Annotated in this window: 22 protein-coding genes and 1 other RNA gene; 11 read left to right on the forward strand and 12 right to left on the reverse strand. The window is 50.1% G+C overall.

What is annotated here, in order from left to right; genetic code table 11:
• Window positions 1-177: 177 nt before the first annotated feature.
• Complete coding sequence (locus tag ACLD4F_RS01835; protein WP_079945004.1) at window positions 178-1,068, forward strand: AraC family transcriptional regulator; 891 nt, start codon at window positions 178-180, stop codon at window positions 1,066-1,068.
• A gap of 75 nt (window positions 1,069-1,143) precedes the next feature.
• Here the strand turns inward: ACLD4F_RS01835 and ACLD4F_RS01840 are convergent, their stop codons facing one another.
• The 9 genes from ACLD4F_RS01840 to ydiK form a co-directional block, all read right to left on the reverse strand.
• Window positions 1,144-2,295, reverse strand: a complete 1,152-nt coding sequence (locus ACLD4F_RS01840) for an acyl-CoA dehydrogenase (RefSeq protein ID WP_000347819.1) — start codon at window positions 2,293-2,295, stop codon at window positions 1,144-1,146.
• A gap of 13 nt (window positions 2,296-2,308) precedes the next feature.
• A complete protein-coding gene (locus ACLD4F_RS01845; RefSeq protein WP_000773598.1) occupies window positions 2,309-3,904 on the reverse strand; it encodes an acyl CoA:acetate/3-ketoacid CoA transferase in 1,596 nt (531 codons plus the stop codon).
• Window positions 3,905-4,057: 153 nt separating this feature from the next.
• Complete coding sequence (aroD, locus tag ACLD4F_RS01850; RefSeq protein ID WP_000860224.1) at window positions 4,058-4,816, reverse strand: type I 3-dehydroquinate dehydratase; 759 nt, start codon at window positions 4,814-4,816, stop codon at window positions 4,058-4,060.
• 44 nt (window positions 4,817-4,860) lie between these two features.
• Window positions 4,861-5,727, reverse strand: a complete 867-nt coding sequence (gene ydiB, locus ACLD4F_RS01855) for a quinate/shikimate dehydrogenase (RefSeq protein ID WP_000383488.1) — start codon at window positions 5,725-5,727, stop codon at window positions 4,861-4,863.
• Between the two features lie 66 nt (window positions 5,728-5,793).
• Complete coding sequence (locus ACLD4F_RS01860) at window positions 5,794-7,029, reverse strand: MFS transporter (RefSeq protein ID WP_079944255.1); 1,236 nt, start codon at window positions 7,027-7,029, stop codon at window positions 5,794-5,796.
• Window positions 7,030-7,392: 363 nt separating this feature from the next.
• On the reverse strand, window positions 7,393-8,604 hold the full coding sequence (locus ACLD4F_RS01865; protein WP_000797664.1) for an MFS transporter: 1,212 nt from the start codon (window positions 8,602-8,604) through the stop codon (window positions 7,393-7,395).
• Window positions 8,605-8,744: 140 nt separating this feature from the next.
• Window positions 8,745-9,104: a YdiL family protein gene (locus ACLD4F_RS01870; RefSeq protein WP_000980454.1), complete on the reverse strand. Its 360-nt coding sequence runs from the start codon at window positions 9,102-9,104 to the stop codon at window positions 8,745-8,747.
• 167 nt (window positions 9,105-9,271) lie between these two features.
• Window positions 9,272-9,379: antisense sRNA RprA (rprA, locus tag ACLD4F_RS01875), an RNA gene on the reverse strand.
• 182 nt (window positions 9,380-9,561) lie between these two features.
• Window positions 9,562-10,680 (reverse strand): AI-2E family transporter YdiK, encoded by a 1,119-nt coding sequence (ydiK, locus tag ACLD4F_RS01880; protein WP_000248613.1) that lies wholly within the window; start codon window positions 10,678-10,680, stop codon window positions 9,562-9,564.
• A 264-nt stretch (window positions 10,681-10,944) separates the two neighbouring features.
• Between ydiK and ACLD4F_RS01885 the strand changes: the two genes are divergently transcribed.
• The 3 genes from ACLD4F_RS01885 (at window position 10,945) to ACLD4F_RS01895 (ending at window position 14,695) form a co-directional block, all read left to right on the forward strand.
• Entirely contained in the window at window positions 10,945-14,001 is a 3,057-nt protein-coding gene (locus ACLD4F_RS01885) for an FAD-binding and (Fe-S)-binding domain-containing protein (RefSeq protein ID WP_411010648.1), read from the forward strand.
• Window positions 13,998-14,408: a 1,4-dihydroxy-2-naphthoyl-CoA hydrolase gene (gene menI / locus ACLD4F_RS01890; protein ID WP_208211071.1), complete on the forward strand. Its 411-nt coding sequence runs from the start codon at window positions 13,998-14,000 to the stop codon at window positions 14,406-14,408. The genes ACLD4F_RS01885 and menI overlap by 4 nt, the downstream gene beginning before the upstream one ends.
• Before the next feature lie 98 nt (window positions 14,409-14,506).
• A complete protein-coding gene (locus tag ACLD4F_RS01895) occupies window positions 14,507-14,695 on the forward strand; it encodes a YdiH family protein (protein WP_001537749.1) in 189 nt (62 codons plus the stop codon).
• A 287-nt stretch (window positions 14,696-14,982) separates the two neighbouring features.
• Here the strand turns inward: ACLD4F_RS01895 and ACLD4F_RS01900 are convergent, their stop codons facing one another.
• Complete coding sequence (locus tag ACLD4F_RS01900; RefSeq protein ID WP_000261861.1) at window positions 14,983-16,329, reverse strand: L-cystine transporter; 1,347 nt, start codon at window positions 16,327-16,329, stop codon at window positions 14,983-14,985.
• Between the two features lie 426 nt (window positions 16,330-16,755).
• On the opposite strand from ACLD4F_RS01900, the gene sufA reads away from it, so the two are divergent.
• The 7 genes from sufA (at window position 16,756) to ACLD4F_RS01935 (ending at window position 23,431) form a co-directional block, all read left to right on the forward strand.
• On the forward strand, window positions 16,756-17,124 hold the full coding sequence (gene sufA, locus ACLD4F_RS01905) for a Fe-S cluster assembly scaffold SufA (protein WP_000418973.1): 369 nt from the start codon (window positions 16,756-16,758) through the stop codon (window positions 17,122-17,124).
• Between the two features lie 8 nt (window positions 17,125-17,132).
• On the forward strand, window positions 17,133-18,620 hold the full coding sequence (gene sufB / locus ACLD4F_RS01910; protein ID WP_000089375.1) for a Fe-S cluster assembly protein SufB: 1,488 nt from the start codon (window positions 17,133-17,135) through the stop codon (window positions 18,618-18,620).
• 16 nt (window positions 18,621-18,636) lie between these two features.
• Window positions 18,637-19,383 (forward strand): Fe-S cluster assembly ATPase SufC, encoded by a 747-nt coding sequence (sufC, locus tag ACLD4F_RS01915; RefSeq protein WP_000948902.1) that lies wholly within the window; start codon window positions 18,637-18,639, stop codon window positions 19,381-19,383.
• Window positions 19,358-20,629, forward strand: a complete 1,272-nt coding sequence (gene sufD, locus ACLD4F_RS01920) for a Fe-S cluster assembly protein SufD (protein ID WP_023218246.1) — start codon at window positions 19,358-19,360, stop codon at window positions 20,627-20,629. The genes sufC and sufD overlap by 26 nt, the downstream gene beginning before the upstream one ends.
• Window positions 20,626-21,846 (forward strand): cysteine desulfurase SufS, encoded by a 1,221-nt coding sequence (gene sufS, locus ACLD4F_RS01925; protein WP_076726474.1) that lies wholly within the window; start codon window positions 20,626-20,628, stop codon window positions 21,844-21,846. Before sufD ends, sufS begins: the two co-directional genes overlap by 4 nt.
• A gap of 12 nt (window positions 21,847-21,858) precedes the next feature.
• Window positions 21,859-22,275: a cysteine desulfuration protein SufE gene (sufE, locus tag ACLD4F_RS01930; RefSeq protein WP_000729470.1), complete on the forward strand. Its 417-nt coding sequence runs from the start codon at window positions 21,859-21,861 to the stop codon at window positions 22,273-22,275.
• Window positions 22,276-22,429: 154 nt separating this feature from the next.
• The gene (locus tag ACLD4F_RS01935; protein WP_000817059.1) at window positions 22,430-23,431 is read left to right on the forward strand and encodes a L,D-transpeptidase family protein; all 1,002 of its coding nucleotides are present in this window, start codon (window positions 22,430-22,432) and stop codon (window positions 23,429-23,431) included.
• Between the two features lie 67 nt (window positions 23,432-23,498).
• Here the strand turns inward: ACLD4F_RS01935 and lpp are convergent, their stop codons facing one another.
• Window positions 23,499-23,735 (reverse strand): murein lipoprotein Lpp, encoded by a 237-nt coding sequence (gene lpp, locus ACLD4F_RS01940; protein WP_001082307.1) that lies wholly within the window; start codon window positions 23,733-23,735, stop codon window positions 23,499-23,501.
• Window positions 23,736-24,045: 310 nt separating this feature from the next.
• The gene (gene pykF, locus ACLD4F_RS01945; protein WP_000751447.1) at window positions 24,046-25,458 is read right to left on the reverse strand and encodes a pyruvate kinase PykF; all 1,413 of its coding nucleotides are present in this window, start codon (window positions 25,456-25,458) and stop codon (window positions 24,046-24,048) included.
• Window positions 25,459-25,766: the final 308 nt, after the last annotated feature.

Genomic DNA, 25,766 nt, shown 5'->3' on the forward strand with positions numbered 1-25,766 from the left:
ATGTATTTTTGTCTGATAATACGCTATCGACAGGTAATCTGAGCTGTCTGCAAAAGAACATAATATCTTGCATTCGGAACGAATAATCTTGTTTTGCTGGTAATCTCCACGGTTGTACAACACTGACGCTCGCTTTATTTTATCCTGGTTATCTTTTTAAACCTGACAGAGGTTATTATGTATCAGCGCTGTTTTGACTCCGCCGCGGAGACGATTTTTGAACAGGACAAGACCCCTCGATTTTCACGTTTTGTGATTAGCGATGATCCAAACTGGGAGTCTGGTCATCATATGCATGATAATGAAACAGAGCTTATTTACGTCAAAAAAGGGATAGCCAGGTTAATTATTGACTCTTCACTCTACGTCGCGCATGCGGACGATATTGTCGTCGTTGAGCGGGGGCGGCTACACGCTGTAGCATCCGACAGCAATTCGCCGGCTACCACCTATACCTGTGCGCTGTATGGGTTTTGTTTTCCAGGTTGGGAAGAAAACCAACTATTGCAGAGTCATTCCTGTCCGGTGGTTTCCGTGGTTCAGGGAAAAGAGGTCATTAAAAGTATCTTTAATGAATTAAGCGTGTTACTTCCGCAGGGGAAAAACGTATTGGCTTCCTCTGTATACGATGCATTTGCTTACACTCTGACCGCACTTTACTATGAAAATTTTAAAAATGCCTATCGTTCTGAACAAGGCTACATTAAAAAAGATGTATTAATTAAGGATGTACTTGTTTATCTCAATAATAATTATCGTGAGAAAATCACGCTTGACCAGCTATCGAAAAAATTTCGCGCCAGCGTCAGTTATATATGCCATGAATTTGCCAAAGAATATCATATATCCCCTATCAACTATGTTATTCAACGACGTATGACCGAGGCCAAGTTTGCGCTGACAAACACTGAGTCGCCACTGGCAGAAATTTCATGGTGGGTAGGATATGAAAATGTGGACCATTTTGCCAAATTGTTTATGCGGCATGTAGGATGTTCTCCCAACGATTATCGTAAGCAATTTAAAAATAGTCTGGTTGAGCAGGCGTATTTGCTGCCAAATACCTGACGGCGAAATTTATCTGATTTATTCGGCCTGATGCCGTAAAGCAGTCAGGCCGAATAAGACGTTCCGGTACGATCCTTACTTGTTCTGATAGTCTTTCAGAATTTGGCGTCCTGCCACATAGATCATAATTTCATCCGTGCCGCCACCGATACGTTCGCAGCGAACATCGCGCCAGAAGCGGGAGACACGGGCTTCGTCAGTATAACCAAGCCCACCCATAATCTGAATCGCATCGTCAATCACTTCCATCGCTGTGCGTGCGCAGTACAGTTTAGCCAGCGCGGCGCTGGTACGCAGTGACTCTTCCCGATCGGCCTGCCAGGCGACTTTCAACACCATATTGCGCATGTTTTCGATTTTGATGGCCATTAACGCCAGCTTTTCCTGGATCATCTGGTTATGGCCGATGGGTTTACCAAAGGCGATACGCTGGTTGGCGTAACGGGCGGCATCTTCAAATGCGCATTCGGCGAAACCTGTACTGCGCGCCGCATTAATCAAACGCTCCATCTCAAAATTGTACATGACATTGAGGAAACCCATGCCTTCTTCACCGACCCGGTCGCTTTCGTCCACCTCGACATTATCGAGATAAACTTCGCATGTACTCAACATGTGCCAGCCAATTTTGTGCAGCGGATTAATCTTTATGCCCGGTTTATTTGAGTCCACCCACCAAAGCGTGAACGCTTTTTTAGGATCTTTTGGCTCCGTATCGCGCGCCAGAACCAGCATGTAAGGATATTCTTTTGCACCGGTGATAAACGTTTTCTGACCGTTAAGATAAACCTTGCCGTTTTTACGCGTCCAGGTTGTTGTGGCGCTATTATTATCAGATCCCGCGCCAGGTTCTGTTAAAGCTAGCGCATATGCTGGATCGCCGGTGGCCAGAGTACTTTCTGCTGTTTTACGCAGTTGTTCTGCGGAACCAAAACGGCGCATACTGTGAATGCATTGGCCGTTGGTAATCAAAAAGGCCGGAGCACCGCATTTTGAGATTTCCATCAGCGCCAGCATTTGCGTTACATAGTCAGCCGGAATGCCGCCGAATTCTTCCGGGACGCCCAGCATCGAAATACCGTTTTCCGCCAGCGCCTGCATAAATTCTTTGGGATAGGTGCCCGTTTGATCGCAGGTACGGAAATACTCTTCCGGAAAATTGCTGGTGATTAACTCGCGAATACTGGCCAGTAATAGTTCTTGTTCTTCAGTTAATGAAAAATCCATATTTGTACTCCTTTTAATGTGTTGCGTCAGGAAGCGTGAATCCCATAGTGCTATCGGTAAATAATCTTGTGTCCATCAGTTTTAAATCTGGTGAGATAACCGGTGAAAAATCCATCTTGTCAAGAATATCCCGTTGCAGATCGACGCCAGGCGCAATTTCAATTAAATGCAGGCCATCTTGTTTGAGAGTGAAAACCGCACGTTCAGTGATGTAACGCACATCTAACCCGCGCTCAAGCGCAATTTTTCCACTGAACGTAATTTCCGGCAGTTCGCTGACGAATTTTTTCACGCGACCTTCCTGCAGAATATTTAATTTGCCATCGGTAATTTCAGTTTTTAAACTTCCGGCCGTCAGAGTTCCGCAGAAAATAATTTTTTGCGACGTTGCGCTAATATCGATAAACCCGCCGGTGCCCATAATTTTGCCGTTGAATTTATGTACACCGACATTACCGTGTTGATCCACTTCGGCAAAACTTAAATAGCAGACATCGAGCCCACCGCCGTGATAAAAATCAAATTGTGAGGTCATATCGAGGATCGCGCGGGTATTGACATTGGCGCCGAAGGCCACGCCCTGAGAGGTAATACCGCCCACCGGGCCGGTTTCTACGGTCAGCACGAAGTCATCGGCGCAGCCTTCCTCGCGAGCGACCAGACCAATACCGTCGGCAATGCCTACGCCCACATTGCCTACCGCGCCTTTACGCATTTCAAACAGCGCGCGTCGGGCTACCAGCTTGCGCTGATTAAGGGGCAGGGTAAGCTGGGTACTATCATCAAGAGTAAAATCCCCGGAGATAAATCGGTTCACCGGCGCGCCGCCATACAGTTGCGTCTGGTCGGCGTCGACAACCACAATATCCACCAGATAGCCGGGAATACGCACGGATTTTGGATGCAGCGTGGCTTTTTTTACCATTTTCTGCACCTGCATCATTACAATACCGCCATTATTGTGAACGGCCTGGGCGATCACCAGCGCATCAAGATACATCACCTCATCTTCAAATGATGCATAGCCTTCGCTGTCGCAGGTGGTGGCGCGGATAAAAGCCACATTAGGCGCTATCGCTTTATAATAAAGATATTCTTTATTATCGATCTCTACCAGCTTAATGAGATCTTCTTTAGTCACGTCGTTTAATTTTCCGCCCTGTTGGCGAGGGTCGACAAAGGTACCAATACCGATATCGCTCAGAATACCCGGCTGGTGTGCGGCACTGGCGCGCAGCGTCTGGGTTAATACGCCTTGTGGGTAGTTATAGGCGGCGATTTTATTTTGTTCAGCCAGTTCAGAAATACGGGGAGATTGCCCCCAATGTCCGCATAGCGCCCATTTTACCAGTCCCTCCTGCGCCAGCGGGCTGATGCCGCGATCGGCGCGGTCACCTAATCCGGTAGGGCTAATAATAGATAAATCTCGTGGTGACTGGGTTGTTTGATATTTATCTGCCAGTGCGGTAATTAATGTTGTCGCTTCGAGAATGCCGCCGCCTGCGCCCAGAATACATAAAGTGGCCTCGTCCGGGATATAATTTACTGCTTCTTGTGCAGAGAGCACGGGAACGCGGCCATTAATGCGTGATGGCTTATTGAGTTTCATATTTACTCCACTATTATCCCTGAAAGCAATATCGATATAACCGTGTTAAGGTAATAAAGACAGCGGCTTTCAATGAATATGGAACATATTCATGTCAGATAACTATTTATTTTATTGTGGCAGAAAGAGAATATTCCGCCACACGATAAAGTATTACGCCTGGTGCAATATAGTTAATACGGTACGCAGATCGGCTACCGATATTTGTCCCGGCGCAGATGCTTTTTTCACCGCGCCAAACGTTGCTGCAGAACCGAACACTTCGCCGGCAAGACGAGATATTACCCCGGTTTTCGACATTGACATGGTAATAATCGGACGATCCGCATAGCGCTCCTGCATTTCTACAGTGGCGGTAAGTAAGGTCAGGACATCGGCTTTAGTCTGCGGCATGACGGCGATCTTCGGAATATCGGCGCCCAGTTCCTGCATTTTACGCAGACGCTGAACAATCTCTTCCGCTGCGGGCGTTTTATGAAAATCATGGTTAGACATGATCACCGCAACGTTGTGTTGATGAGCATAGCCGACGGTGGCTTTCACCTCATCGTCGCCGGTAAAAAGCTCAAGATCGATCATATCGACCAGACCGCTGTCAACCGCTGCACGATTCAGAGCGATATACTGTCCGGTGGTTAGCGCCTGTTCGCCGCCTTCTTTCGCGCTGCGGAAGGTAAATAGCAAGGGTTTATCGGTAATAATCTCCCGGATGGCGCCGGCGGCCTCAAGTACGCTTTCCGCCGTTGTCACGTTGGCAAAATGGTCAACGCGCCACTCCAGAATATCGAAATCCGCTTCACGGTAGGCGAGTGCTTCCGATTTCACATCGGTAATGGTTTTTCCCATTAGCGACACAATGATCTTTGGCGCGCCTTCGCCAACCACGAGATCTCTTACAGTTACGGTTTTCATTTGGTACCCTTCATTGTCATTCGTCGCAATTATAATTTTACCGGTCAGGCTGTGAATCCCATCACCTGCTTCACATAGTCCAATGGAAACGCTTTTCCTGTCCACAGTTCAAACTGTTCGGCTCCTTGCCATAACAACATGCCGTAACCATCAATTGTTTTGCAACCAGCTTGTTGCGCCTGCTGCAATAACTTTGTCATATGCGGATTATAAACACATTCGGTGACCAGCAATTCAGGGCGGAGCAGGGAAACATCGCCGATCAGGGATTCGTTCTCCAATGGTTTCATGCCAACTTTGGTGCCGTTCGTCAGAATATCTGCGCTGGCAAGCGCTTCAGTAAAAGCGTGCTGATCGGCAAGATCGGTGACGGTAACGACGCAATCGGTGTTTTCATTCACCCGCTTCGCAAAGGCAACCGCTTTTTCGAAAAAGTCATCTTTACGGTTAAACAGTTTAATTTCCTTAATGCCTTCAATGGCTGCCTGGGCGCCAATGGCGGTAGCCGCGCCTCCCGCGCCGAGCAGCACCATGGTTTTTCCCCGAATATCGAAACCGCTTTCTTTAATTGCCCGAATATGGCCCGTACCATCCGTGTTGTAGCCGCGTAGATAGCCGTCATCGTTAACAATGGTGTTGATAGCGCCAACCAGTTTTGCTGCTGGCGTTAATTCATCGACATACTCACACGCGAGCTGTTTGTTTGGCATGGAGACGCCCGTACCGCGCATTTTTAATGCTTTCAGTCCTTCAATGGCGCTGGCAAACGTCGTGTTATCCACTTCGAAAGCCATATAGGTATACGGTAGCCCCGCTTTTTCTAACGCTTTGTTTTGCATTTCGGGCGATAAGCTATGACGGATAGGATACGCCATAAGACCAATTAATTCATATTTTGCGGTAACATCCATTTTATACTCCTTAATAAGTGGACAGTGCAGAGCAGGGCGCATGCCTGTTGCGCATCGTTAACATTTTTACTGGAAATAACGCTCGCCAAATCGGACATCGTTTTGCGGGATCTTAAATACGCGATAATAGCGAATAAATACAATAATGGCGGTGATAAATGTCAGTAGTGCAAAGGCAAAATCTAACAAAATGATATATTGCAGGCCAATAGTAGAGAGATAACCGGTGATCAGTGGAATAATAAAGTTAGCTACGCCCCCCATCATCATATATATACTGGTGACTTTAGCTTTACTCTTAGGGAAAAATTCCGACATTACCGATACACCTAATTGTAAAATACCTCCAGCAGCGGAAAAACCAATCACGAAGGCGCCAGCATTACAGATCAGTGGAGAGGGATACAGGTAAATTGCCGCAGCGGTGAGTGTCGCCAGCCCGGCATTGAAAACATTGGCCCAGATAGGGCGAACCATTTTTTTCAGCAATGCGGCAAAAATAAACACGCAAACCAACGATCCCATACTGTAATAAGAGATGGTTTTCAGCGCGTCGGATTCCGCCATTCCGGCGAAGGCCATCGCATATTTAGGCATCCAGACCACAATCACATAGAAGGTTGAGAACGCGGCGACGCCAAATAAAACGGAAGCTACGCCTTCCAGCCAGACGAGGGGAGTACTGTTCATCTGGGGTAATTCTTTTGCAATACTGGCATCGACAAGTTGGCTGGGAAAACGGCTTTTCAACAGCATCAACGTGATGAGGACGAAAAGGATACCGGGGATTACCACCGCGTAGCCGTACCAGATATGGTTGACTAACAAGGCGCTGACGATAAGGGGGTAAATCATTTGCCCAAAAGAGACCATCGCTTTAACCAGAATAACTGCCGAGCCCGATGCTTTGGGAAAACACTCCATTAATGCAGGGTATCCGCCGGTATCCAGCGCGGAGTTCGCCACGCCGACACACACCGCTAATATGAAAGCGATCATCAGGTTAGGACTGGCGGGAATACCGAAGAAAAACAGCATATATAGTACGGCGCCAAGCAGTATTATTGCCCGACGGCCAAATTTATCGGACAGTACGCCAAAGAATAAAATACTGACCAGACGGCCAAGACCAATGCCAGAGATTAAATAGGCAATACCGGCACTATCCGTAGAGAATTTATGTGCAAGGGAGGTCATGTTCTGGGCTAGTGTAATAACACTCATGCCGTGGAGAAAGTAACTAAAATAAATGCAGATAACAGCCAGCAAATATGGCATGTTGCGAGCCTTGTTCTGAGACATTTGTTCACAGCTCCTTGCTAATGGTTTGATTCAATGTCCTGCTTATTACTGCTTTACTACATGCAGCGATTGTTCAGTAACACTATAATTCGGTACTGTCGTTATATGTACATAACATGGCGTTTAAAATGCCAGGTTTATTGCATTGATAGCATTTCATTTGTTAGCCAGGAAATATAAAAATTGCTGCGAATTTGTTGTTTAATACATATAACTCGTGATGCTCATCGCAATTTTTCTGATAAGTGTGAAGATAATGAATAATAATTAACACGAAAATTACATTTTTTGTTTCCCGGTGATAATGGCTAACGTTTTATTTTGCATAGCAAGGCAATAATATTGCAACTGGCACGCTAACATTTATTGCGCAGTTGACGCTGCTTCAGCGTGATGTTGTGATTCAGCCCGACTTCGGTAACCGATGAACAGTGCGAGGAGAAATCCCGCTGCGGCGATACCGGTATCAAACCACATAATATGTGCAATGCTCATTTCTGAAATCCGCGCTGTGATCAACGGAATAGTGAACGTCGCGATACTGCCGGCGCTGTAATAAATGCCGGTCGCTTTACCTTTCTCCTGTGGAAAACGGGCCGCCATCAGCGTCAGGCCGATTTGTACTACGCCACCGGCGGAAGAGAATCCAATGACGAATGCGAAGATCATAACAACATAGGCCTGAGGATGCAGGCAGACCGTCAGAAGCGCAATAAAAGAGATAAAGGTATAAAACATCAATAATGTGGTAGAGCGAATTGTTTTTCTGACCAGCGGGGCGGTTATAAAAACGCACAGTAGCGAGCCGCAGGTATAAATACTTAACAGTTTGATGGATTGGGTATACGACATTCCTGCGACGAACTGTCCATACTGCGCCAGCCACTGGCTGATAAGGTAAAAGGTTGCCATCGAGATATAGCCATAAAGGGTGTAGCTGATCAGATCGATGAGGGAGCAATGATGTACGCCTGCAGCAGGCGCTTGCGAGATTTTGGGTTTCAATATCCGACCAGGATAGGGTGGAAAAGGGCAGCGTAATAAAAACAGAGCATTAATAAGCATGATTGCCCCGGCAAGCAGGAAGGACCAGCCAAACCACATATTAGCCCAGACTAATAAACTGATAATAATGGGCAACAAGAATTGCCCGCCAGAGACAAATGCTTTGATCAGAATATTTGCCGTACTGGGGGAGCGAGGGAAGGCTTCCATCAAACTGGGATAGGTACCTGCATCTAAAAAACTGTTGGCCATACCCGCTAAAAAGCCACAGGCATAAGCGACAAAAATCGTCTGAGCATAAAGAATGCCAATGAAAAAAATCAGGTAACAGGCGGTCCCCAGAATGATAAAAGGACGGCGACCAAAGCGATCGGAAAGCATACCGGCGATTAACAAAACGCTTAGCCGGCCAATACCAAGCGAAGAGATCACAATAGATACGCCTGCGGCACTGGTATGCCATTGCTGTTCAAGCGATGACATGTTCAGGCTCATCAGGATAACCCCCATGCCATGTACAAAGTAATTAAAATACAACCCTACAGCGGTAGGGAAATAACGATTTTTCATATTATCTGACTCAGAGATGCCGCCTGAACGTTACAGTGGTATACACAGGCAGGAAGCATATTGGATAGGGTGACAAGTCAATGTCGTGATTGTGTGGTTTTTTATCCGGTATCAATACGATGCGGCGATAAAGTTTACGTCTAACACAGCCGCTCCAGATCATGTGCGAAAAGTTCGGCAGCAACAGATTGATAAATTTTCCACTCGATAAAATCACCCTCTGTATAAATGGACTGAAAAGAAGATAAATCAGGGAAGTAACGCATTGTATTATTGCCGATGCGGTTATTTATTTTGTCAACAATGGCGTTAATTCGTCGCTGTCTCTTGGCTTTCATTTCCTTCAGCCTGGCAATGATTTCTGGAGAGATGGGAGTGTCGCCAGCTTCCCATCGTTGCCAGGTTGCCGAATTATTATCCTGGGTGATATAGATTGTGCATTCTTCAATCGTCATATCAAAAATACGCCGTAGTGCTTGTAGTTCTAACGCGTTCATCATTTTTTAGGCTTTTATATGAAAAAAGTGATGCTATAAATAGCACCACCGACACCGTTTCGACTTGAACAGAATCACACTATTTTGTGCAATATTATTTGTTCGTTGCAGATATCGCGGTGTTGAAGGGAAACGGGAGCTGGCTTATGTAACAATGCAGCGAAAAAAGTTAAAAAAAAAGCCCATCGTAGGAGACGGGCAAAGACTACACACAGCAATTCGTTGTTTCACTCAGGGGATTTCCATGCTTATAAATCAATGTGTTGATTTATAACCGTGTGCTAATAGTAGGCATGAGCACTTTTTGCGTCGATCAGATTCGTCTCAATAGTTTAAAAACTGTAACGGATTTGCGACAGAAATGAGATGCGGCGGGGAACAGACGGGCGAATCAAAATGAGGTGTGCGTTGAATTGATAAACGTCGCTAAAGCATCGGGCGGCAATGCCGCCCGACGGGATTATGACTGCTTGTTGGCTTCCTCGATGTCATCCAGCTCTTCAAGGATCTCCTCTGGTTCATTCGTCGGCGCCGGAACTTCATGTACCCATGCGGAGAACAAACGCCAGGTCACGGCCAGAAGCACCGGTCCAATAAACAGACCAATCATACCGAATGCAATCAGGCCGCCGATTACCCCGGAAAGGATCAGAAGCAGCGGTAAATCGGCACCCATGCGGATGAGTACCGGGCGAATCACGTTATCCAGAGTGCCGACGACGGCGCTCCAAACCAGCAGCACGGTGCCCCAGGTGGTGTCGCCTGTCCAGTAAAGCCAGATAATGGCTGGAATCAATACCGGTAACGGCCCCAACTGAACCAGACACGAAAGGATCATCACTACCGTCAACAGGGTAGCGTAAGGCACGCCGGAAATCGCCAGCCCGATGCCGCCAAGTACCGCCTGTACCAGCGCGGTGACCACCACGCCAAGCGCCACGGCGCGGATCGCCTGGGCAGCCAGCAGAACCGCCGCATCGCCGCGTTTAGCCGCGAGACGACAGGCAAAATGGCGTATTCCCATCGCCACTTGTTCGCCGCGCCAGTAAAGCAGGGCGCTAAACAACAGCATCAGGGCGCAGTGCATCATAAAGCGTCCGATATGCGCCGCCTGACCGACAAACCAGGTCGTGGTTGTGCCGATATAAGGCCGCACTTTCGCCATAATAGCGCTACCGCCCATATCCAGCAGGCTATGCCATCCGGCATACAGTTTGGCGCCAACCAACGGAATATTATTTAACCATGCCAGATCGGGTAGCGTCATATCGCCGCCGGTCACTGCATGGATGAGCGGGCCGCTACCGTCGACAATGCTGTTCACCAGCAAGGCGACGGGAATAACGAAGAGCAGCACTAACAGCAGCGTCATGACCAGTACGGCAAGCGAGCGGCGGCCCCACAATATTTTTTGTAATTTCAGCAAAACGGGCCAGGTCGCGATAACAATCGTACCTGCCCATGCAAACCCCAAAATAAAAGGCTGTACTATCCACAAACAAGCCACAATCATGATGGCTAAAAACAGCACCGATAGCAGCACTTGCGCAATATCCCTGGGCTGACGAACATTTACCATAAATACTTTTCACCTTTGTCTTTGCGCCAGAACGTTGGCGCGACGTGAACATGCAAACCACACCCTATAATGATGAGCAATTTCAGCGGTTTTTAACAGGCCGATTCTGCATGTAATTCTGTTGGGCGCACAGGAAAAAAATGTGATACAACAAATAACGCAACACGCAAACGATTAAGCATCCCTTCCTGTGCGTAGACCGCTCGCGCTCGCCGGGTTGGGCGCCACCGTTCACAACATAGACCGCAGGAAAAGGTCAATATAATGATTCCACAAATTTCTCAGGCACCCGGCGTCGTTCAGCTGGTGCTCAATTTTTTGCAGGCGCTGGAGCAGCAAGGGTTTACGGGCGATACGGCAACCAGCTATGCCGACCGTCTGACAATGTCGACCGATAACAGTATCTACCAGCTTCTTCCCGATGCTGTTGTGTTTCCCCGTTCTACGGCGGATGTCGCGCTTCTTGCCCGTCTGGCGGCGGAGCCGCGCTTTATGTCGCTGATATTTACCCCGCGAGGCGGCGGTACTGGCACGAATGGCCAGGCGCTAAACCAGGGCATCATTGTTGATATGTCCCGCTATATGAACCGCATTATTGAAATTAATCCTGAAGAGGGATGGGTGCGGGTAGAGGCGGGGGTGATAAAAGATCAGCTTAATCAGGCGTTAAAGCCGTATGGCTATTTTTTTGCGCCGGAACTTTCCACCAGTAATCGCGCCACGCTTGGCGGTATGATTAATACCGATGCCTCTGGTCAGGGTTCGCTGGTCTATGGGAAAACGTCAGATCACGTCTTAGGCATACGGGCCGTATTGTTGGGGGGCGATATCCTTGACACGCAATCGATGCCCGTAGAGCTTGCCCGGACGCTGGGTGAAAACACGACGATGCCAGGCCGCATCTATCAGACCGTCTATCAGTCCTGCCTGGAAAACCGTCAACTTATCCTCGATAGCTTTCCAAAGCTCAATCGTTTCCTGACAGGCTACGATTTACGCCACGTCTTTAACGATGACATGACCCGCTTCGATCTTACCCGCATCTTAACGGGGTCGGAAGGGACGCTGGCGTTTATTACTGAAGCCCGGCTGGATATTACCCCGATACCCAAAGTCCGCCGTCTGGTAAATGTAAAATACGACTCCTTTGATTCCGCGCTGCGTAACGCCCCTTTTATGGTTGATGCGCGCGCCTTATCCGTCGAGACGGTCGATTCCAAAGTCCTTAACCTCGCGCGGGAAGATATTGTCTGGCACTCCGTTAGCGAATTGATTACCGATGTGCCGGATAAAGAGATGCTTGGCCTGAATATCGTGGAATTCGCGGGTGACGATGAAGCGCTTATTGACGGACAGGTCGAGGCGCTGTGCCACCGACTGAATGGCCTGATGGCGCGTGCGGAAGCGGGCGTGATCGGCTGGCAACTTTGTACCGATTTGACGGGTATTGAGCGTATTTACGCGATGCGTAAAAAAGCGGTAGGGCTGCTGGGTAATGCGAAAGGCGCTGCCAAACCGATTCCTTTTGCGGAAGATACCTGCGTGCCGCCTGAACATCTGGCCGATTACATCGCCGAATTTCGCGCCCTGCTGGATGGTCATGGCTTAAGTTACGGCATGTTCGGCCACGTGGATGCCGGGGTGCTGCATGTGCGTCCGGCGCTGGATATGTGCGATCCGCAGCAGGAACTGTTGATGAAACAGATCTCCGATGAGGTCGTCGCGCTGACCGCCAGATACGGCGGGCTGTTGTGGGGCGAGCATGGAAAAGGTTTTCGTGCGGAATACAGCCCGGCCTTTTTCGGCGAAGTTCTGTATGGCGAGCTGCGCAAAATAAAAGCGGCTTTTGATCCGCATAATCGACTTAACCCGGGTAAAATCTGTCCGCCGCAAGGGATAGAGGCGCCGATGATGAAGGTGGATGCGGTAAAACGCGGCACCTGGGATCGGCAAATCCCGCTGGCGGTACGGCAGACCTGGCGCGGCGCTATGGAGTGTAATGGTAACGGCCTGTGCTTTAATTTCGATGCGAAAAGCCCAATGTGCCCGTCGATGAAAATTAGCCTTAACCGGATCCACTCGCCGAAAGGGCGGGCGACGCTGGTGCGGGAATGGCTCCGTCTATTGGCCGATCGCGGCGTCGATCCGTTGAAGCTGGAAAAGGAGTTGCCAGAAAAACGCGCCAGCTTACGCACGCTGATTGCCCGCACCCGGAATAGTTGGCACAAACGCAAAGGCGAGTATGACTTTTCCCATGAAGTTAAAGAGGCCATGTCCGGCTGTCTGGCGTGTAAAGCCTGTACGACCCAGTGTCCAATTAAAATCGATGTTCCGGAGTTTCGTTCACGTTTCTTACAGCTTTACCATACGCGTTATCTGCGTCCGGTACGCGATCATCTGGTGGCGACGGTCGAGACCTACGCGCCGCTGATGGCGCGTGCGCCAAAGACCTTTAACTTTTTTATTAACCAACCGGTGGTTCGCAATCTGGCGAAAAAACATATCGGTATGGTGGATTTACCTCTGCTTTCTGCCCCTTCATTGCAACAGCAACTGGTGGGCCATCCGTCCGCCAATATGACGCTTGAGCAACTGGAGCGCATGAGCGCCGAGCAAAAAGCGAAAACGGTACTGGTGGTTCAGGACCCGTTTACCAGCTACTACGACGCTCGGGTCGTAGCGGACTTTATTCGCCTGGCGGAAAAACTGGGCAGGAAGCCGGTATTGTTACCGTTCTCGCCGAATGGTAAGGCGCAGCATATTAAAGGTTTTCTTAGTCGCTTTGCGAAAACGGCGAAAAAAACCTCTGAGTTCCTTAATCGGATCGCCGCGTTGGGGATGCCGATGGTGGGCGTCGATCCGGCGCTGGTTCTGTGTTATCGCGACGAATACAAACTGGCGCTGGGCGAACAGCGCGGCGATTTTCATGTGTTGCTGGTGAATGAATGGCTGGCGCAGGAAATAAATGCAAGACTGTCCGTCGAGGTGAGCGGCGAACCGTGGTACTTTTTTGGTCATTGTACGGAAGTCACGGCTTTACCCGGCGCGCCTGCGCAGTGGGCCGCCATCTTTGCCCATTTTGGCGCGAAGCTGGAAAATGTCAGCGTAGGCTGCTGCGGTATGGCGGGCACTTATGGACATGAACTCACCAATCATAAAAATTCGCTGGGAATTTATGAGCTATCCTGGCATCAGGCGATGCAACGTCTACCGCGAAACCGCTGCCTGGCAACCGGCTATTCCTGCCGAAGCCAGGTTAAACGCATTGAAGGTACGGGCGTGCGTCACCCGTTGCAGGCATTACTGGAGATTATAGGTTGATCTGGAAACGTGAAGTGACCCTCGATGCGCTTAATGCGATGGGGGAAGGGAATATGGTTGGCCTGCTTGATATCCGCTTTGAGCGTATTGGGGACGATACGCTGGAAGCGACAATGCCCGTCGATCATCGCACCAAACAGCCGTTCGGCTTGCTGCATGGCGGAGCGTCTGTGGTGCTGGCGGAAAGTATCGGCTCGGTCGCAGGCTATCTGTGTACGCAGGGGGAGCAAAAGGTGGTGGGGCTGGAGGTGAATGCCAACCATGTACGGTCGGCGCGTCAGGGGCGCGTACGAGGCGTCTGTAAAGCGTTGCATACCGGGGCTCGCCATCAGGTCTGGCAGATAGAGATCTTTGATGAACAGGGATGTCTGTGCTGTTCTTCGCGCCTTACTACGGCGATTGTGTGACGTTGTCACCATAAAAGTGTGATGCATATTGCTTTTGGTCAAAATGTGCGCAGAAAAAGGTGATATACTGTGCACGTTTACACATAAGCGAGGATGATATGTCTACTGATTTAGACCCAACCCAACTGGCGATTGAATTTTTACGCCGTGATAAAACCGAACTTTCTCCCGCGCAGTATTTGAAGCGTTTAAAACAGCTGGAGTTAGAGTTTGCCGATCTCCTCACCCTCTCTGCAACCGAACTGAAAGAAGAGATCTATTTCGCCTGGCGGTTGGGCGTGCATTAATAAAGTCTGTGTAGGCCGGATAAGGCGTTAGCCGCCATCCGGCTATGTTACCAGGCAATCTCACCAGACACTGTCCCCCGGTAATAGATAACCCCCTTGATTTTGTTTAAAAAAAATACAGATCGCCATTTGTGCTAAAAAGGCGCGCGCTCTTTATGAGATTATTCTTATGCCCCTTCAAGAGCTAAGCCATTAAGAGTGCCGGAGATAAGCGCCGGATGGGGCCGGAACCCTTAAGCCTGTATTGAACAGACTTAAGGGTTTTTCTTTTCCGGGCGCGTAAAAAACTAAGGTCTGTCAATAACCGCTGGCATGTCGTCAGCCGTATGATTATTCAAAATACGGTTAGCCAGCACACCTGACATCATCGATCCGTTAACGTTCAGTGCCGTGCGGGCCATATCAACGATAGGTTCGATGGCAATAAAAATACCGACCAGCGCAACGGGAAAATTCAACGTCGACAGGACAATCAGCGCCGCGAACGTACCGCCGCCGCCGACGCCGGCTACGCCAATAGACCCTAGCGCAATGGCAGGCAACATCGCGGCCAGAAAATGTAGCGAGAGCGGATCAATGCCGATGGTGGGCGCAATCATCGCTACCATAATAGCCGGATAAATCCCGGCGCAGCCATTTTGCCCCATACTGGAGCCAAACGAGGCGGAAATATTGGCAATGGTGCTTTGTACGCCAAATTTTTCCTGGGCGGAAATGGCCAGCGGGATAGAGGCTGCGCTGCTGCGGGAAACAAACGCAAAGGTTAAGACGGGCCACACCATTCTGAAATAACGCGCTGGATTATTACCGCTGAGGATCAGCAAGATGGCATGCACGATAAACATCATAAAAATCGCGATGTAACAGGCGCCGATAAAACCAAGTAAGCTGGCGAATTGTTCAAAGTGGTATGATGAAAATACGGTAGTCATTAATGCCATGACGCCATAGGGCGTTAATGCAATAACGATACGTACCATCTTCATGACCCAGATCTGAATAGCGTTAATGCCTGCGCTTAATTTCTGACCTTCTTCCGGCGCCTCTTTTTTGACCTTTAACAGAGCGATCCCCGCTATTAGCGTGAAGATAACGATGCCGATAACGGAAACACTTCTGGCCCCCGTAAGATCAAGAAAAATATTAGTCGGAATCAGCGATGTCACTAACTGGGGAATCGACACCGCGGCAGTCTTATTGACTTCTTCCGTAGTTAACATTGACGGCATGTGCACAAAAGCGCTGGCGTCAAGCCCCAGCACATGAGCGGTCAGTAATCCGATAAAACCGGCAACCATCACCAGGCATAACATGCATCCGACGATCGTCAGCGACATTTTTCCGATGCCGGCACTATTTTCCAGTTTATTGATGGCGGAAAGAATAGAAATAAAAATTAGCGGTATAGCGACCAGTTTTAGCAGGTGGACGTAACCATTGCCGACGATGCTATACCATTCGATAATAGTTTTAGTGTGATTTGCTGAAATAAAATGCAGGGATAAACCAATAACAGCCCCTAAAAAGATAGCGATAAAAACGCTTTTCGACAGGGAATCGCTTTTTTGATTAATTCTCAAGATGACCCACGAGAAAACCAAAAAAAGTGCGATATACGCGAGCGTAACAACCATATTTTAAGCCTCTTGCCTCATTCAGCACCTGAAATGCCGGAAAGAGTTTACATAAACCTATAGCTCAAACTGAGTTATAGAACCGCAGCGGATTATAAAGAGCGCAACGCCAGGTATCCATACAAAAAATGGGGTTCTGACCTCGCCGCCCGGCAATGTCGACAGCCTATTAATTAAATAGTCATTTTCTATACATCTTTTCGTTTTTGACCTGTCAGAACGGTTAATGTCTTATAAATCATTACTTATCAAAATGTTAAGCGATTTTTTGTCTGTCGTATGACCTGGCGGACAGGGTCTATGCTTAATAAAAGGCGCTCAATATGACCATTTGTTGGAAAGCCCCTGCGGTTAAGGGGTTGAAGTGATAATCATTATCACTAACATGCTGTTATATCCTGGTGATTTAGAACGCGAGGTAACTCTATGGAATTGCATTCAGGCACGTTTAACCCGGAGGACTTCCCCTGGCAAGGGCTGACGTTAACGCCAGCGGCGGCTGCGCACATACGTGAACTGGCAGCAAAGCAGCCGGGCATGTTGGGCGTGCGGTTAAGCGTAAAACAGACGGGATGTGCCGGATTCGGCTATGTTCTGGATACCGTTCGGGAGCCGGATAAAGACGATCTGGTTTTTGAAGCCGAAGGCGCAAAGCTTTTCGCACCGTTACAGGCGATGCCTTTTATTGACGGAACAGAAGTGGATTACGTACAGGAAGGGCTGAACCAGTTATTTAAATTTCATAACCCCAAAGCCCAGAACGAATGCGGCTGCGGCGAAAGTTTTGGGGTATAGGCGGTACTATGTCTCGTAATACTGAAGCAACGGAAGAGGTCGGCATCTGGACAGGCGGACGCCTTAATTACAAAGAAGGATTTTTCACGCAATTACCCACTGATGAACTGGCAAAAGGCATCAGCGAAGAGGTGGTGCGCGCGATTTCCGCAAAGCGTAACGAACCTGAGTGGATGCTGGAATTTCGTCTCAATGCCTATAGAGCCTGGCTGGACATGGATGAACCGCACTGGCTGAAGGCGCACTACGATAAACTGAACTATCAGGACTACAGCTATTACTCTGCGCCATCATGCGGAAACTGCGACGATAACTGCGTTTCCCAGCCGGGAGCCGTACAGCAAACGGGCGCGAATACCTTTTTGAGTAAAGAGGTTGAAGACGCCTTCGAGCAGCTTGGCGTTCCGGTTCGCGAAGGGAAAGAGGTCGCCGTCGATGCGATTTTTGACTCGGTCTCCGTAGCGACCACATACCGTGAAAAACTGGCGGAACAGGGCATTATTTTCTGTTCTTTTGGCGAAGCGATACACGATCACCCTGACCTGGTCAGGAAATATCTTGGCACCGTCGTGCCGGGGAACGATAACTTTTTTGCCGCGCTGAATGCGGCAGTCGCTTCCGATGGGACATTTATCTATGTTCCCAAAGGCGTGCGTTGCCCAATGGAGTTATCCACCTATTTTCGCATTAACGCTGAGAAAACCGGTCAGTTTGAGCGCACGATTCTGGTGGCGGATGAAGGCAGCTATGTGAGTTATATCGAAGGCTGCTCCGCGCCCGTACGCGACAGTTATCAGCTCCACGCCGCGGTAGTGGAAGTGATCATCCATAAAGATGCTGAAGTAAAATATTCCACCGTACAAAACTGGTTCCCGGGCGACAACAACACGGGCGGCATTCTGAACTTTGTGACCAAGCGGGCGTTGTGCGAAGGGGAAAACAGCAAGATGTCGTGGACCCAGTCTGAAACCGGTTCGGCGATTACCTGGAAATACCCGAGCTGTATCCTGCGCGGTGATAATTCTATCGGCGAGTTCTATTCCGTTGCGCTGACCAGTGGACATCAGCAGGCTGACACCGGCACCAAAATGATCCATATCGGTAAAAACACGCGCTCAACCATTATCTCAAAAGGCATTTCCGCCGGCCACAGCCAGAACAGCTACCGTGGGCTGGTAAAAATTATGCCGACGGCAACCAACGCCCGAAATTTCACCCAATGCGACTCCATGTTGATTGGCGCGGACTGCGGCGCGCATACGTTCCCGTATGTTGAATGCCGCAATAACAGCGCGCAGCTGGAGCACGAGGCGACGACATCACGCATCGGTGAAGATCAGCTTTTCTATTGTTTGCAACGCGGCATCAGCGAAGAAGACGCTATTTCGATGATCGTCAACGGTTTCTGCAAAGACGTTTTCTCGGAACTACCGCTGGAGTTCGCCGTTGAAGCGCAAAAACTGCTGGCGATTAGCCTTGAGCACAGCGTCGGTTAATGATGAAGGAAAAACCATGTTAAGCATTAAAGATTTACAGGTCAGTGTGGAAGAAAAAGCGATTTTGCGTGGCCTGAATCTGGAGATTCGCCCCGGCGAAGTTCATGCCATTATGGGGCCGAACGGTTCCGGGAAAAGCACGCTCTCCGCCACTCTGGCGGGACGTGAAGATTATGAGGTCACCGGCGGCTCGGTTACGTTCAAAGGTAAAGATCTGCTTGAACTGTCGCCGGAGGAACGGGCGGGCGAAGGGATTTTTATGGCCTTCCAGTACCCGGTAGAAATCCCTGGCGTCAGTAACCAGTTTTTCCTGCAAACCGCGCTGAATGCCGTGCGCGCCTACCGCGGGCAGGCGTCGTTGGATCGCTTTGATTTTCAGGATCTGATGGAAGAAAAGATCGCATTGCTGAAAATGCCGGAAGATTTACTGACCCGTTCGGTAAACGTCGGTTTTTCCGGCGGGGAGAAAAAGCGCAATGATATTTTGCAAATGGCGGTGCTGGAGCCGGAACTGTGCATCCTTGATGAGTCTGACTCCGGACTGGATATCGATGCGTTGAAAATTGTGGCGGAAGGCGTCAACGCGTTACGCGACGATAAACGCGCTTTTATTATCGTGACCCACTATCAGCGCATACTGGACTACATCAAGCCTGATTACGTCCATGTCCTCTATCAGGGGCGAATTGTCCGATCCGGCGATTTTACTCTGGTCAAACAACTGGAGGAGCAGGGTTATGGCTGGCTTACCGAACAGCAGTAAAGCGCTACAGCAATGGCAGCATCTCTTTGAAGAAAAAGGAGAAAGTCGAACTGAGCAGGCAAGACAACATTTACAACAGATGTTACGTCTGGGATTGCCGACGCGTAAACATGAAGACTGGAAATACACGCCGCTGGAGGGCTTAACCCATAGCCAGTTTATCCAGCAGTGTGCGACTATCAGCGCCGCACAGCGTGATGCGTTGGCGCTGCAAATCGATGCCGTGCGGCTGGTGTTTGTCGATGGTCGGTTTATGCCAGAGCTCAGTGATAGCACGCAAAACAGCGGATTTGACGTTAGCGTCAGGGATGAGCGCCAGACGCTTGCCGCGCCGGTACATCCCGAGGTTTTTCTGCATCTGACGGAAAGCCTGGCGCAATGTGTCACGTATATACAGGTACGGCGAAATCAGCGTCCGACCAGGCCGCTACTGTTAATGCATATCACGCAGGGCGTGGATGGCGACGAGCTGAATACCGCGCATTATCGCCACCATCTGGCGCTGGCGGAAGGCGCGGAAGCGACGGTTATTGAGCATTATGTCAGCCTTACAGCGGCAAAACATTTTACCGGCGCGCGTCTGACGATGAACGTTGCAGACAATGCGCAACTGCGCCATATCAAACTGGCGTTTGAAAATGCGTCCAGCTATCACTTTGCGCATAACGATCTTCTGCTGGCGACAGACGCCTCGGCGTTTAGCCACAGTTTTCTGCTGGGCGCCGCAGTACTACGTCACCACAGCAGCTCACAACTGAATGGTGAAAACGCGACGCTTCGACTGAATAGTCTGGCGATGCCGGTGAAAAATGAAGTCTGCGATACGCGGACATGGCTGGAACATAACAAAGGCTACTGTAACAGCCGCCAGTTGCACAAGACCATCGTCAGCGACAAAGGACGCGCGGTCTTTAATGGCCTGATTAACGTGGCGCAACACGCCATTAAAACCGACGGCCAGATGACCAATAATAACCTGTTGTTGGGGAAACTGGCTGAAGTCGATACCAAACCGCAATTAGAGATCTATGCCGATGACGTGAAGTGCAGCCACGGCGCGACGATCGGGCGTATTGACGATGAGCAGATGTTTTATCTGCAATCACGCGGCATCAGGCAGCAGGAGGCGCGGCACATGATTCTTTACGCGTTTGCCGCAGAGTTAACGGAAGCTATCCATGATAGCGCCCTTAAACAGCAGGTGCTGACGCGAATCGGCCAGCGACTGCCCGGAGGCCTGGTATGACATTTCCTGTAGAAAAAGTACGGGCGGATTTTCCCATACTGCAGCGAGAAGTTAACGGCCTGCCGCTGGCTTACCTGGACAGCGCAGCCAGCGCTCAAAAACCTAATCAGGTGATTGATGCTGAATCTGCCTTCTACCGTCACGGCTATGCTGCGGTACATCGAGGTATCCATACGTTAAGCGCGCAGGCGACCGAAAGCATGGAGAATGTGCGTAAGCAGGCGTCGCGGTTTATTAACGCCCGTTCCGCAGAAGAACTGGTGTTCGTGCGCGGTACGACGGAGGGCATTAACCTTGTCGCCAACAGTTGGGGAACGGAAAATATTCGCGCCGGGGATAACATTATTATCAGCGAGATGGAGCATCACGCCAACATCGTTCCCTGGCAGATGCTGTGCGAGCGCAAAGGCGCCGAACTGCGCGTGATCCCATTGCATCCTGACGGTACGCTGCGGCTGGAGACCTTAGCTGCGCTGTTCGATGACCGGACCCGACTGCTGGCCATTACCCACGTTTCCAATGTGCTGGGGACGGAAAACCCACTGCCGGACATGATTGCGCTGGCGCGCCAGCATGGGGCGAAAGTGCTGGTGGATGGCGCCCAGGCCGTGATGCACCATGCTGTTGACGTCCAGGCGCTGGACTGCGATTTTTACGTTTTCTCCGGCCATAAACTTTACGGGCCGACCGGCATCGGCATTCTGTATGTTAAAGAGGCGTTGCTGCAAGAAATGCCGCCGTGGGAAGGGGGCGGGTCGATGATCTCGACCGTCAGCCTGACGCAGGGAACGACATGGGCGAAAGCGCCCTGGCGTTTTGAGGCGGGAACGCCGAATACTGGCGGCATCGTCGGTCTGGGCGCGGCGATTGACTATGTGACGTCGCTGGGACTGGATAAGATTGGCGATTATGAGCAGATGCTGATGCGCTATGCGCTGGAGCAACTGGCGCAGGTGCCTGATATCACGCTATATGGCCCGGCGCAGCGGTTGGGCGTCATCGCGTTTAATCTGGGTAAACACCATGCTTACGACGTTGGCAGCTTTCTTGATAATTACGGTATCGCGGTACGAACGGGGCATCACTGCGCGATGCCGCTCATGGCCTGGTATGGCGTGCCAGCAATGTGCCGGGCTTCGCTGGCGATGTATAACACCCATGAAGAAGTGGACCGACTGGTGGCAGGATTAACGCGTATCCACCGCTTATTGGGATAACAGTGAGGTTTTATGGCTGCGCTACCGGATAAAGAAAAATTGCTGCGTAACTTTACGCGTTGCGCTAATTGGGAAGAGAAATATTTATATATTATTGAGTTGGGGCAGCGCCTGGCGGAGTTAAATCCGCAGGATCGTAATCCGCAAAATACGATTCATGGTTGTCAGAGCCAGGTGTGGATCGTGATGCGGCGAAACGCCAACGGCATTATCGAATTGCAGGGCGACAGCGACGCGGCGATCGTTAAAGGCCTTATGGCGGTGGTATTTATTTTGTACCACCAGATGACGGCGCAGGATATTGTGCATTTTGATGTCCGGCCATGGTTCGAAAAAATGGCGCTTACGCAGCACCTCACGCCTTCTCGTTCTCAGGGGCTGGAAGCAATGATTCGCGCAATTCGCGCTAAGGCCGCGACTCTTAGCTAAACTGTACAGACAGCGTTCTACCTGATGTCAAATCCTTTGTCGGACGGCGACGTCGCTTTATCCAGAGTGGACAGAGCGTATATTTTGTTGTTCTGATAAGCGAAGCGCTACCAGTCGTCGCAGAGGGCATCACCAGGAATACAGGAGGTTTGGTATGAAACGTGCGTCTTTCATTACGCTAACTATTATCGGCGCGTATAGCGCGTTACAGGCAGCCTGGGCGGTTGATTATCCATTACCGCCCGAAGGCAGCCGTCTTATTGGTCAGAATCAAACCTATACCGTACAGGAAGGTGATAAAAACCTGCAGGCTATCGCCCGGCGTTTTGATACGGCGGCGATGCTCATTCTTGAAGCGAACAATACGATTGCGCCGGTGCCTAAGCCCGGTACGCTAATTACCATTCCCTCGCAGATGCTATTGCCGGATGCGCCCAGGGAAGGCGTTATCGTCAACCTCGCGGAGCTACGGTTGTATTATTACCCGCCGGGAGAAAACCGCGTTCAGGTGTATCCCATCGGCATCGGTTTGCAGGGACTGGAAACTCCCGTCATGGACACCCGGATAGGGCAAAAGATCCCCAACCCGACGTGGACGCCGACGGCGGGCATACGCCAACGTTCGCTTGAGCGGGGGATCACGCTGCCGCCGGTGATCCCTGCCGGGCCAAATAACCCGCTGGGACGCTATGCGCTGCGTCTGGCGCACGGTAATGGGGAATATCTCATTCATGGCACCAGCGCGCCGGATAGCGTGGGTCTGCGCGTGAGTTCCGGTTGCATTCGCATGAACGCGCCGGACATCAAGGCGTTATTTGCGCAGGTCAGAACGGGGACGCCGGTAAAAGTGATTAACCAGCCGGTGAAATTCTCTGTCGAGCCGAATGGCATTCGTTATGTAGAGGTACACAGGCCGCTATCGCCGGAAGAAGAGCAAAACGTGCAGACGATGCCCTACGTGTTGCCTGCGGAATTTACCGCGTTCAGAAACGCGCAAGGGGTGGATAGTCGCCTGGTCGATAAGGCGCTATACCGGCGAGCCGGGTATCCTGTCAGCGTGAGCGCCGGGCAGACGCCAGCGGTAAATACGACCGCAGTCGAATCCGCTCAGAACGGTTTTGTCGGGGAAGAGGGGCAAACGCGCGCGACGCAGTAGCCTTCGCAGCAAACGACGGACAAAAAAATGGCGCACGATGTGCGCCATTTTTATTACGCAGGTACTATTACTTACGGTATTTAGTAGCCTGGTTGTCCAGACGCTGGTTAGCGCGAGCTGCGTCGTCTTTAGCAGCCTGAACGTCGGAACGCATTGCGTTCACGTCGTTGCTCAGCTGGTCAACTTTAGCGTTCAGAGTCTGAACGTCAGAAGACAGCTGATCGATTTTAGCGTTGCTGGAGCAACCAGCCAGCAGAGTAGAACCCAGGATTACCGCGCCCAGTACCAGTTTAGTACGATTCATTATTAATACCCTCTAGATTGAGTTAATCTCCATGTAGCGTTACAAGTATTACACAAACTTTTTTATGTTGAGAATATTTTTTTGATGGGAATGCACTTATTTTTGATCGTTCGCTCAAAGAAGCATCGAAATGCATGAAAGTCCCTAAAAAACCGAAAGAAAACAGGGGGCTTCCATCGGATTCTTCTTAGATAATCCGCAATTAGATAGTAAAATCCGATTTGATTTTTTTATTAATAGTGGCTATCGATTAAATAAAAAAAGCGCCGGAAGGGCGCTTTTTTAAACAAATTAATTCACACAACAATTATTACAGTACGTGAACAGAGGCGGTGTTAGTGGTGCCGCTTGGAACCAGCGCGCCGGAGACCATCACGACGACGTCGCCTTTCTGGGCGAGGCCGCTTTGCAGGGCGACATCTTTGCCCAGACGGTAGAAATCATCAGTAGAATTGATTTCTTTCACCAGCTGCGATACCACGCCTTTGCTCAGTACTAACTGACGGGCGGTCACTTCATTGGTGGTCAATGCCAGGATGGTGGCGTCCGGGAAGTATTTACGCACGGCGCGAGCGGATTTACCGCCCTGGGTCGCTACCACGATCAGCGGCGCTTCCAGTTTTTCGGCGGTTTCTACCGCGCCGCGGCATACTGCTTCCGTAATGCGCAGTTTACGGCTGTCGTTGTTGTAGTCCAGACGGCTGTTCATGACGCGGTCGGTACGTTCGCAGATGGTCGCCATGATAGAAACGGCTTCCAGCGGGTATTTCCCTTTTGCGGATTCGCCGGACAGCATAACCGCATCCGTACCGTCGAGGATGGCGTTCGCAACGTCGCCTGCTTCTGCACGGGTCGGACGCGGGTTTTTGATCATAGAATCCAGCATCTGAGTCGCGGTGATCACGACTTTACGTGCGCGGATACATTTTTCGATCATCATTTTCTGCGCAAAGATTACTTCTTCAACCGGGATTTCTACGCCCAGGTCGCCACGCGCAACCATGATGCCGTCGGAAGCTTCGAGAATTTCATCGAAGTTGTTCAGGCCTTCCTGGTTTTCGATCTTAGAGATAATCTGGATGTTTTCGCCGCCGTGGGCTTTCAGATGTTCGCGAATTTCGACAACGTCAGAACGTTTACGGATAAAGGACGCCGCAACAAAGTCAACGCCCTGCTCGCAACCGAAGATCAGGTCCTGTTTGTCTTTTTCAGCCAGCGCCGGCAGAGCAATAGAAACGCCCGGCAGGTTAACGCCTTTGTTCTCGCCCAGGTCGCCGTTGTTCAGCACCTTACAAATGACTTTATTGCCTTCGATGGCGGTCACTTCCATACCGATCAGACCATCGTCAACCAGGACGGTATTGCCAACGCTCAGGTCGCTGGTGAAGCCTTCATAGGTGACGGCAACGATTTCATTATTACCGACCACGGATTTGTCGGTGGTAAAAGTAAAGGTTTGACCCGCTTTCAGCGAAACGTCGTTACCGCCTTCCAGTTTAATGGTGCGGATTTCTGGCCCTTTAGTATCAAGCAGAATAGCGGCTTTTTTACCGGTTTTGCTCATCACGTTGCGCAAGTTCTGGATACGCTGACCGTGTTCTGCATAATCGCCATGAGAGAAGTTCAGACGCATCACGTTCATGCCCGCGTCCAGCATTTTGCTTAACATCTCTTCGGATTCGGTTTTCGGACCGATAGTACAAACAATTTTCGTCTTTTTCATGACAGTCTTAGTCTTTAAGTTGAGGAGGATATGGAAATCTGGCTTCGGGCGCGCACGGCCCGGAAGCTAAGCCTGTGTTGCTAAAGTGATGATGCCTCGCTCTAAGGATAGGTGACATCGAAAGAGCGTGCAGAGGAATGTGTGCTCGCGTTTCAGCCCAACGGGAAGGGGATAATTTTAGTCGTTGAGTTTTACAGTCCAATGCGCTGAAACCATTCAAGAGACAATTGGCGCGCATTATACGCTGAAATTTACAGAAAAGGAAAATGAAAACCCTGTTTCAAAAGACATCTGTGCAGATCCACAAC

The sequence above is a fragment of the Salmonella sp. 741265050_HSA genome (assembly GCF_046569445.1).
Taxonomy (GTDB): domain Bacteria; phylum Pseudomonadota; class Gammaproteobacteria; order Enterobacterales; family Enterobacteriaceae; genus Salmonella; species Salmonella enterica.

Bases quoted from the DNA above. Each gene is read 5' to 3' on its own strand.
- ACLD4F_RS01835 (WP_079945004.1), top strand. From the start codon at position 178: ATGTATCAGCGCTGTTTTGACTCCGCCGCGGAGACGATTTTTGAACAG.
- ACLD4F_RS01840 (WP_000347819.1), bottom strand. From the start codon at position 2,295: ATGGATTTTTCATTAACTGAAGAACAAGAACTATTACTGGCCAGTATT.
- ACLD4F_RS01845 (WP_000773598.1), bottom strand. From the start codon at position 3,904: ATGAAACTCAATAAGCCATCACGCATTAATGGCCGCGTTCCCGTGCTC.
- aroD (WP_000860224.1), bottom strand. From the start codon at position 4,816: ATGAAAACCGTAACTGTAAGAGATCTCGTGGTTGGCGAAGGCGCGCCA.
- ydiB (WP_000383488.1), bottom strand. From the start codon at position 5,727: ATGGATGTTACCGCAAAATATGAATTAATTGGTCTTATGGCGTATCCT.
- ACLD4F_RS01860 (WP_079944255.1), bottom strand. From the start codon at position 7,029: ATGTCTCAGAACAAGGCTCGCAACATGCCATATTTGCTGGCTGTTATC.
- ACLD4F_RS01865 (WP_000797664.1), bottom strand. From the start codon at position 8,604: ATGAAAAATCGTTATTTCCCTACCGCTGTAGGGTTGTATTTTAATTAC.
- ACLD4F_RS01870 (WP_000980454.1), bottom strand. From the start codon at position 9,104: ATGATGAACGCGTTAGAACTACAAGCACTACGGCGTATTTTTGATATG.
- ydiK (WP_000248613.1), bottom strand. From the start codon at position 10,680: ATGGTAAATGTTCGTCAGCCCAGGGATATTGCGCAAGTGCTGCTATCG.
- ACLD4F_RS01885 (WP_411010648.1), top strand. From the start codon at position 10,945: ATGATTCCACAAATTTCTCAGGCACCCGGCGTCGTTCAGCTGGTGCTC.
- ACLD4F_RS01895 (WP_001537749.1), top strand. From the start codon at position 14,507: ATGTCTACTGATTTAGACCCAACCCAACTGGCGATTGAATTTTTACGC.
- ACLD4F_RS01900 (WP_000261861.1), bottom strand. From the start codon at position 16,329: ATGGTTGTTACGCTCGCGTATATCGCACTTTTTTTGGTTTTCTCGTGG.
- sufA (WP_000418973.1), top strand. From the start codon at position 16,756: ATGGAATTGCATTCAGGCACGTTTAACCCGGAGGACTTCCCCTGGCAA.
- sufB (WP_000089375.1), top strand. From the start codon at position 17,133: ATGTCTCGTAATACTGAAGCAACGGAAGAGGTCGGCATCTGGACAGGC.
- sufC (WP_000948902.1), top strand. From the start codon at position 18,637: ATGTTAAGCATTAAAGATTTACAGGTCAGTGTGGAAGAAAAAGCGATT.
- sufD (WP_023218246.1), top strand. From the start codon at position 19,358: ATGGCTGGCTTACCGAACAGCAGTAAAGCGCTACAGCAATGGCAGCAT.
- sufS (WP_076726474.1), top strand. From the start codon at position 20,626: ATGACATTTCCTGTAGAAAAAGTACGGGCGGATTTTCCCATACTGCAG.
- sufE (WP_000729470.1), top strand. From the start codon at position 21,859: ATGGCTGCGCTACCGGATAAAGAAAAATTGCTGCGTAACTTTACGCGT.
- ACLD4F_RS01935 (WP_000817059.1), top strand. From the start codon at position 22,430: ATGAAACGTGCGTCTTTCATTACGCTAACTATTATCGGCGCGTATAGC.
- lpp (WP_001082307.1), bottom strand. From the start codon at position 23,735: ATGAATCGTACTAAACTGGTACTGGGCGCGGTAATCCTGGGTTCTACT.
- pykF (WP_000751447.1), bottom strand. From the start codon at position 25,458: ATGAAAAAGACGAAAATTGTTTGTACTATCGGTCCGAAAACCGAATCC.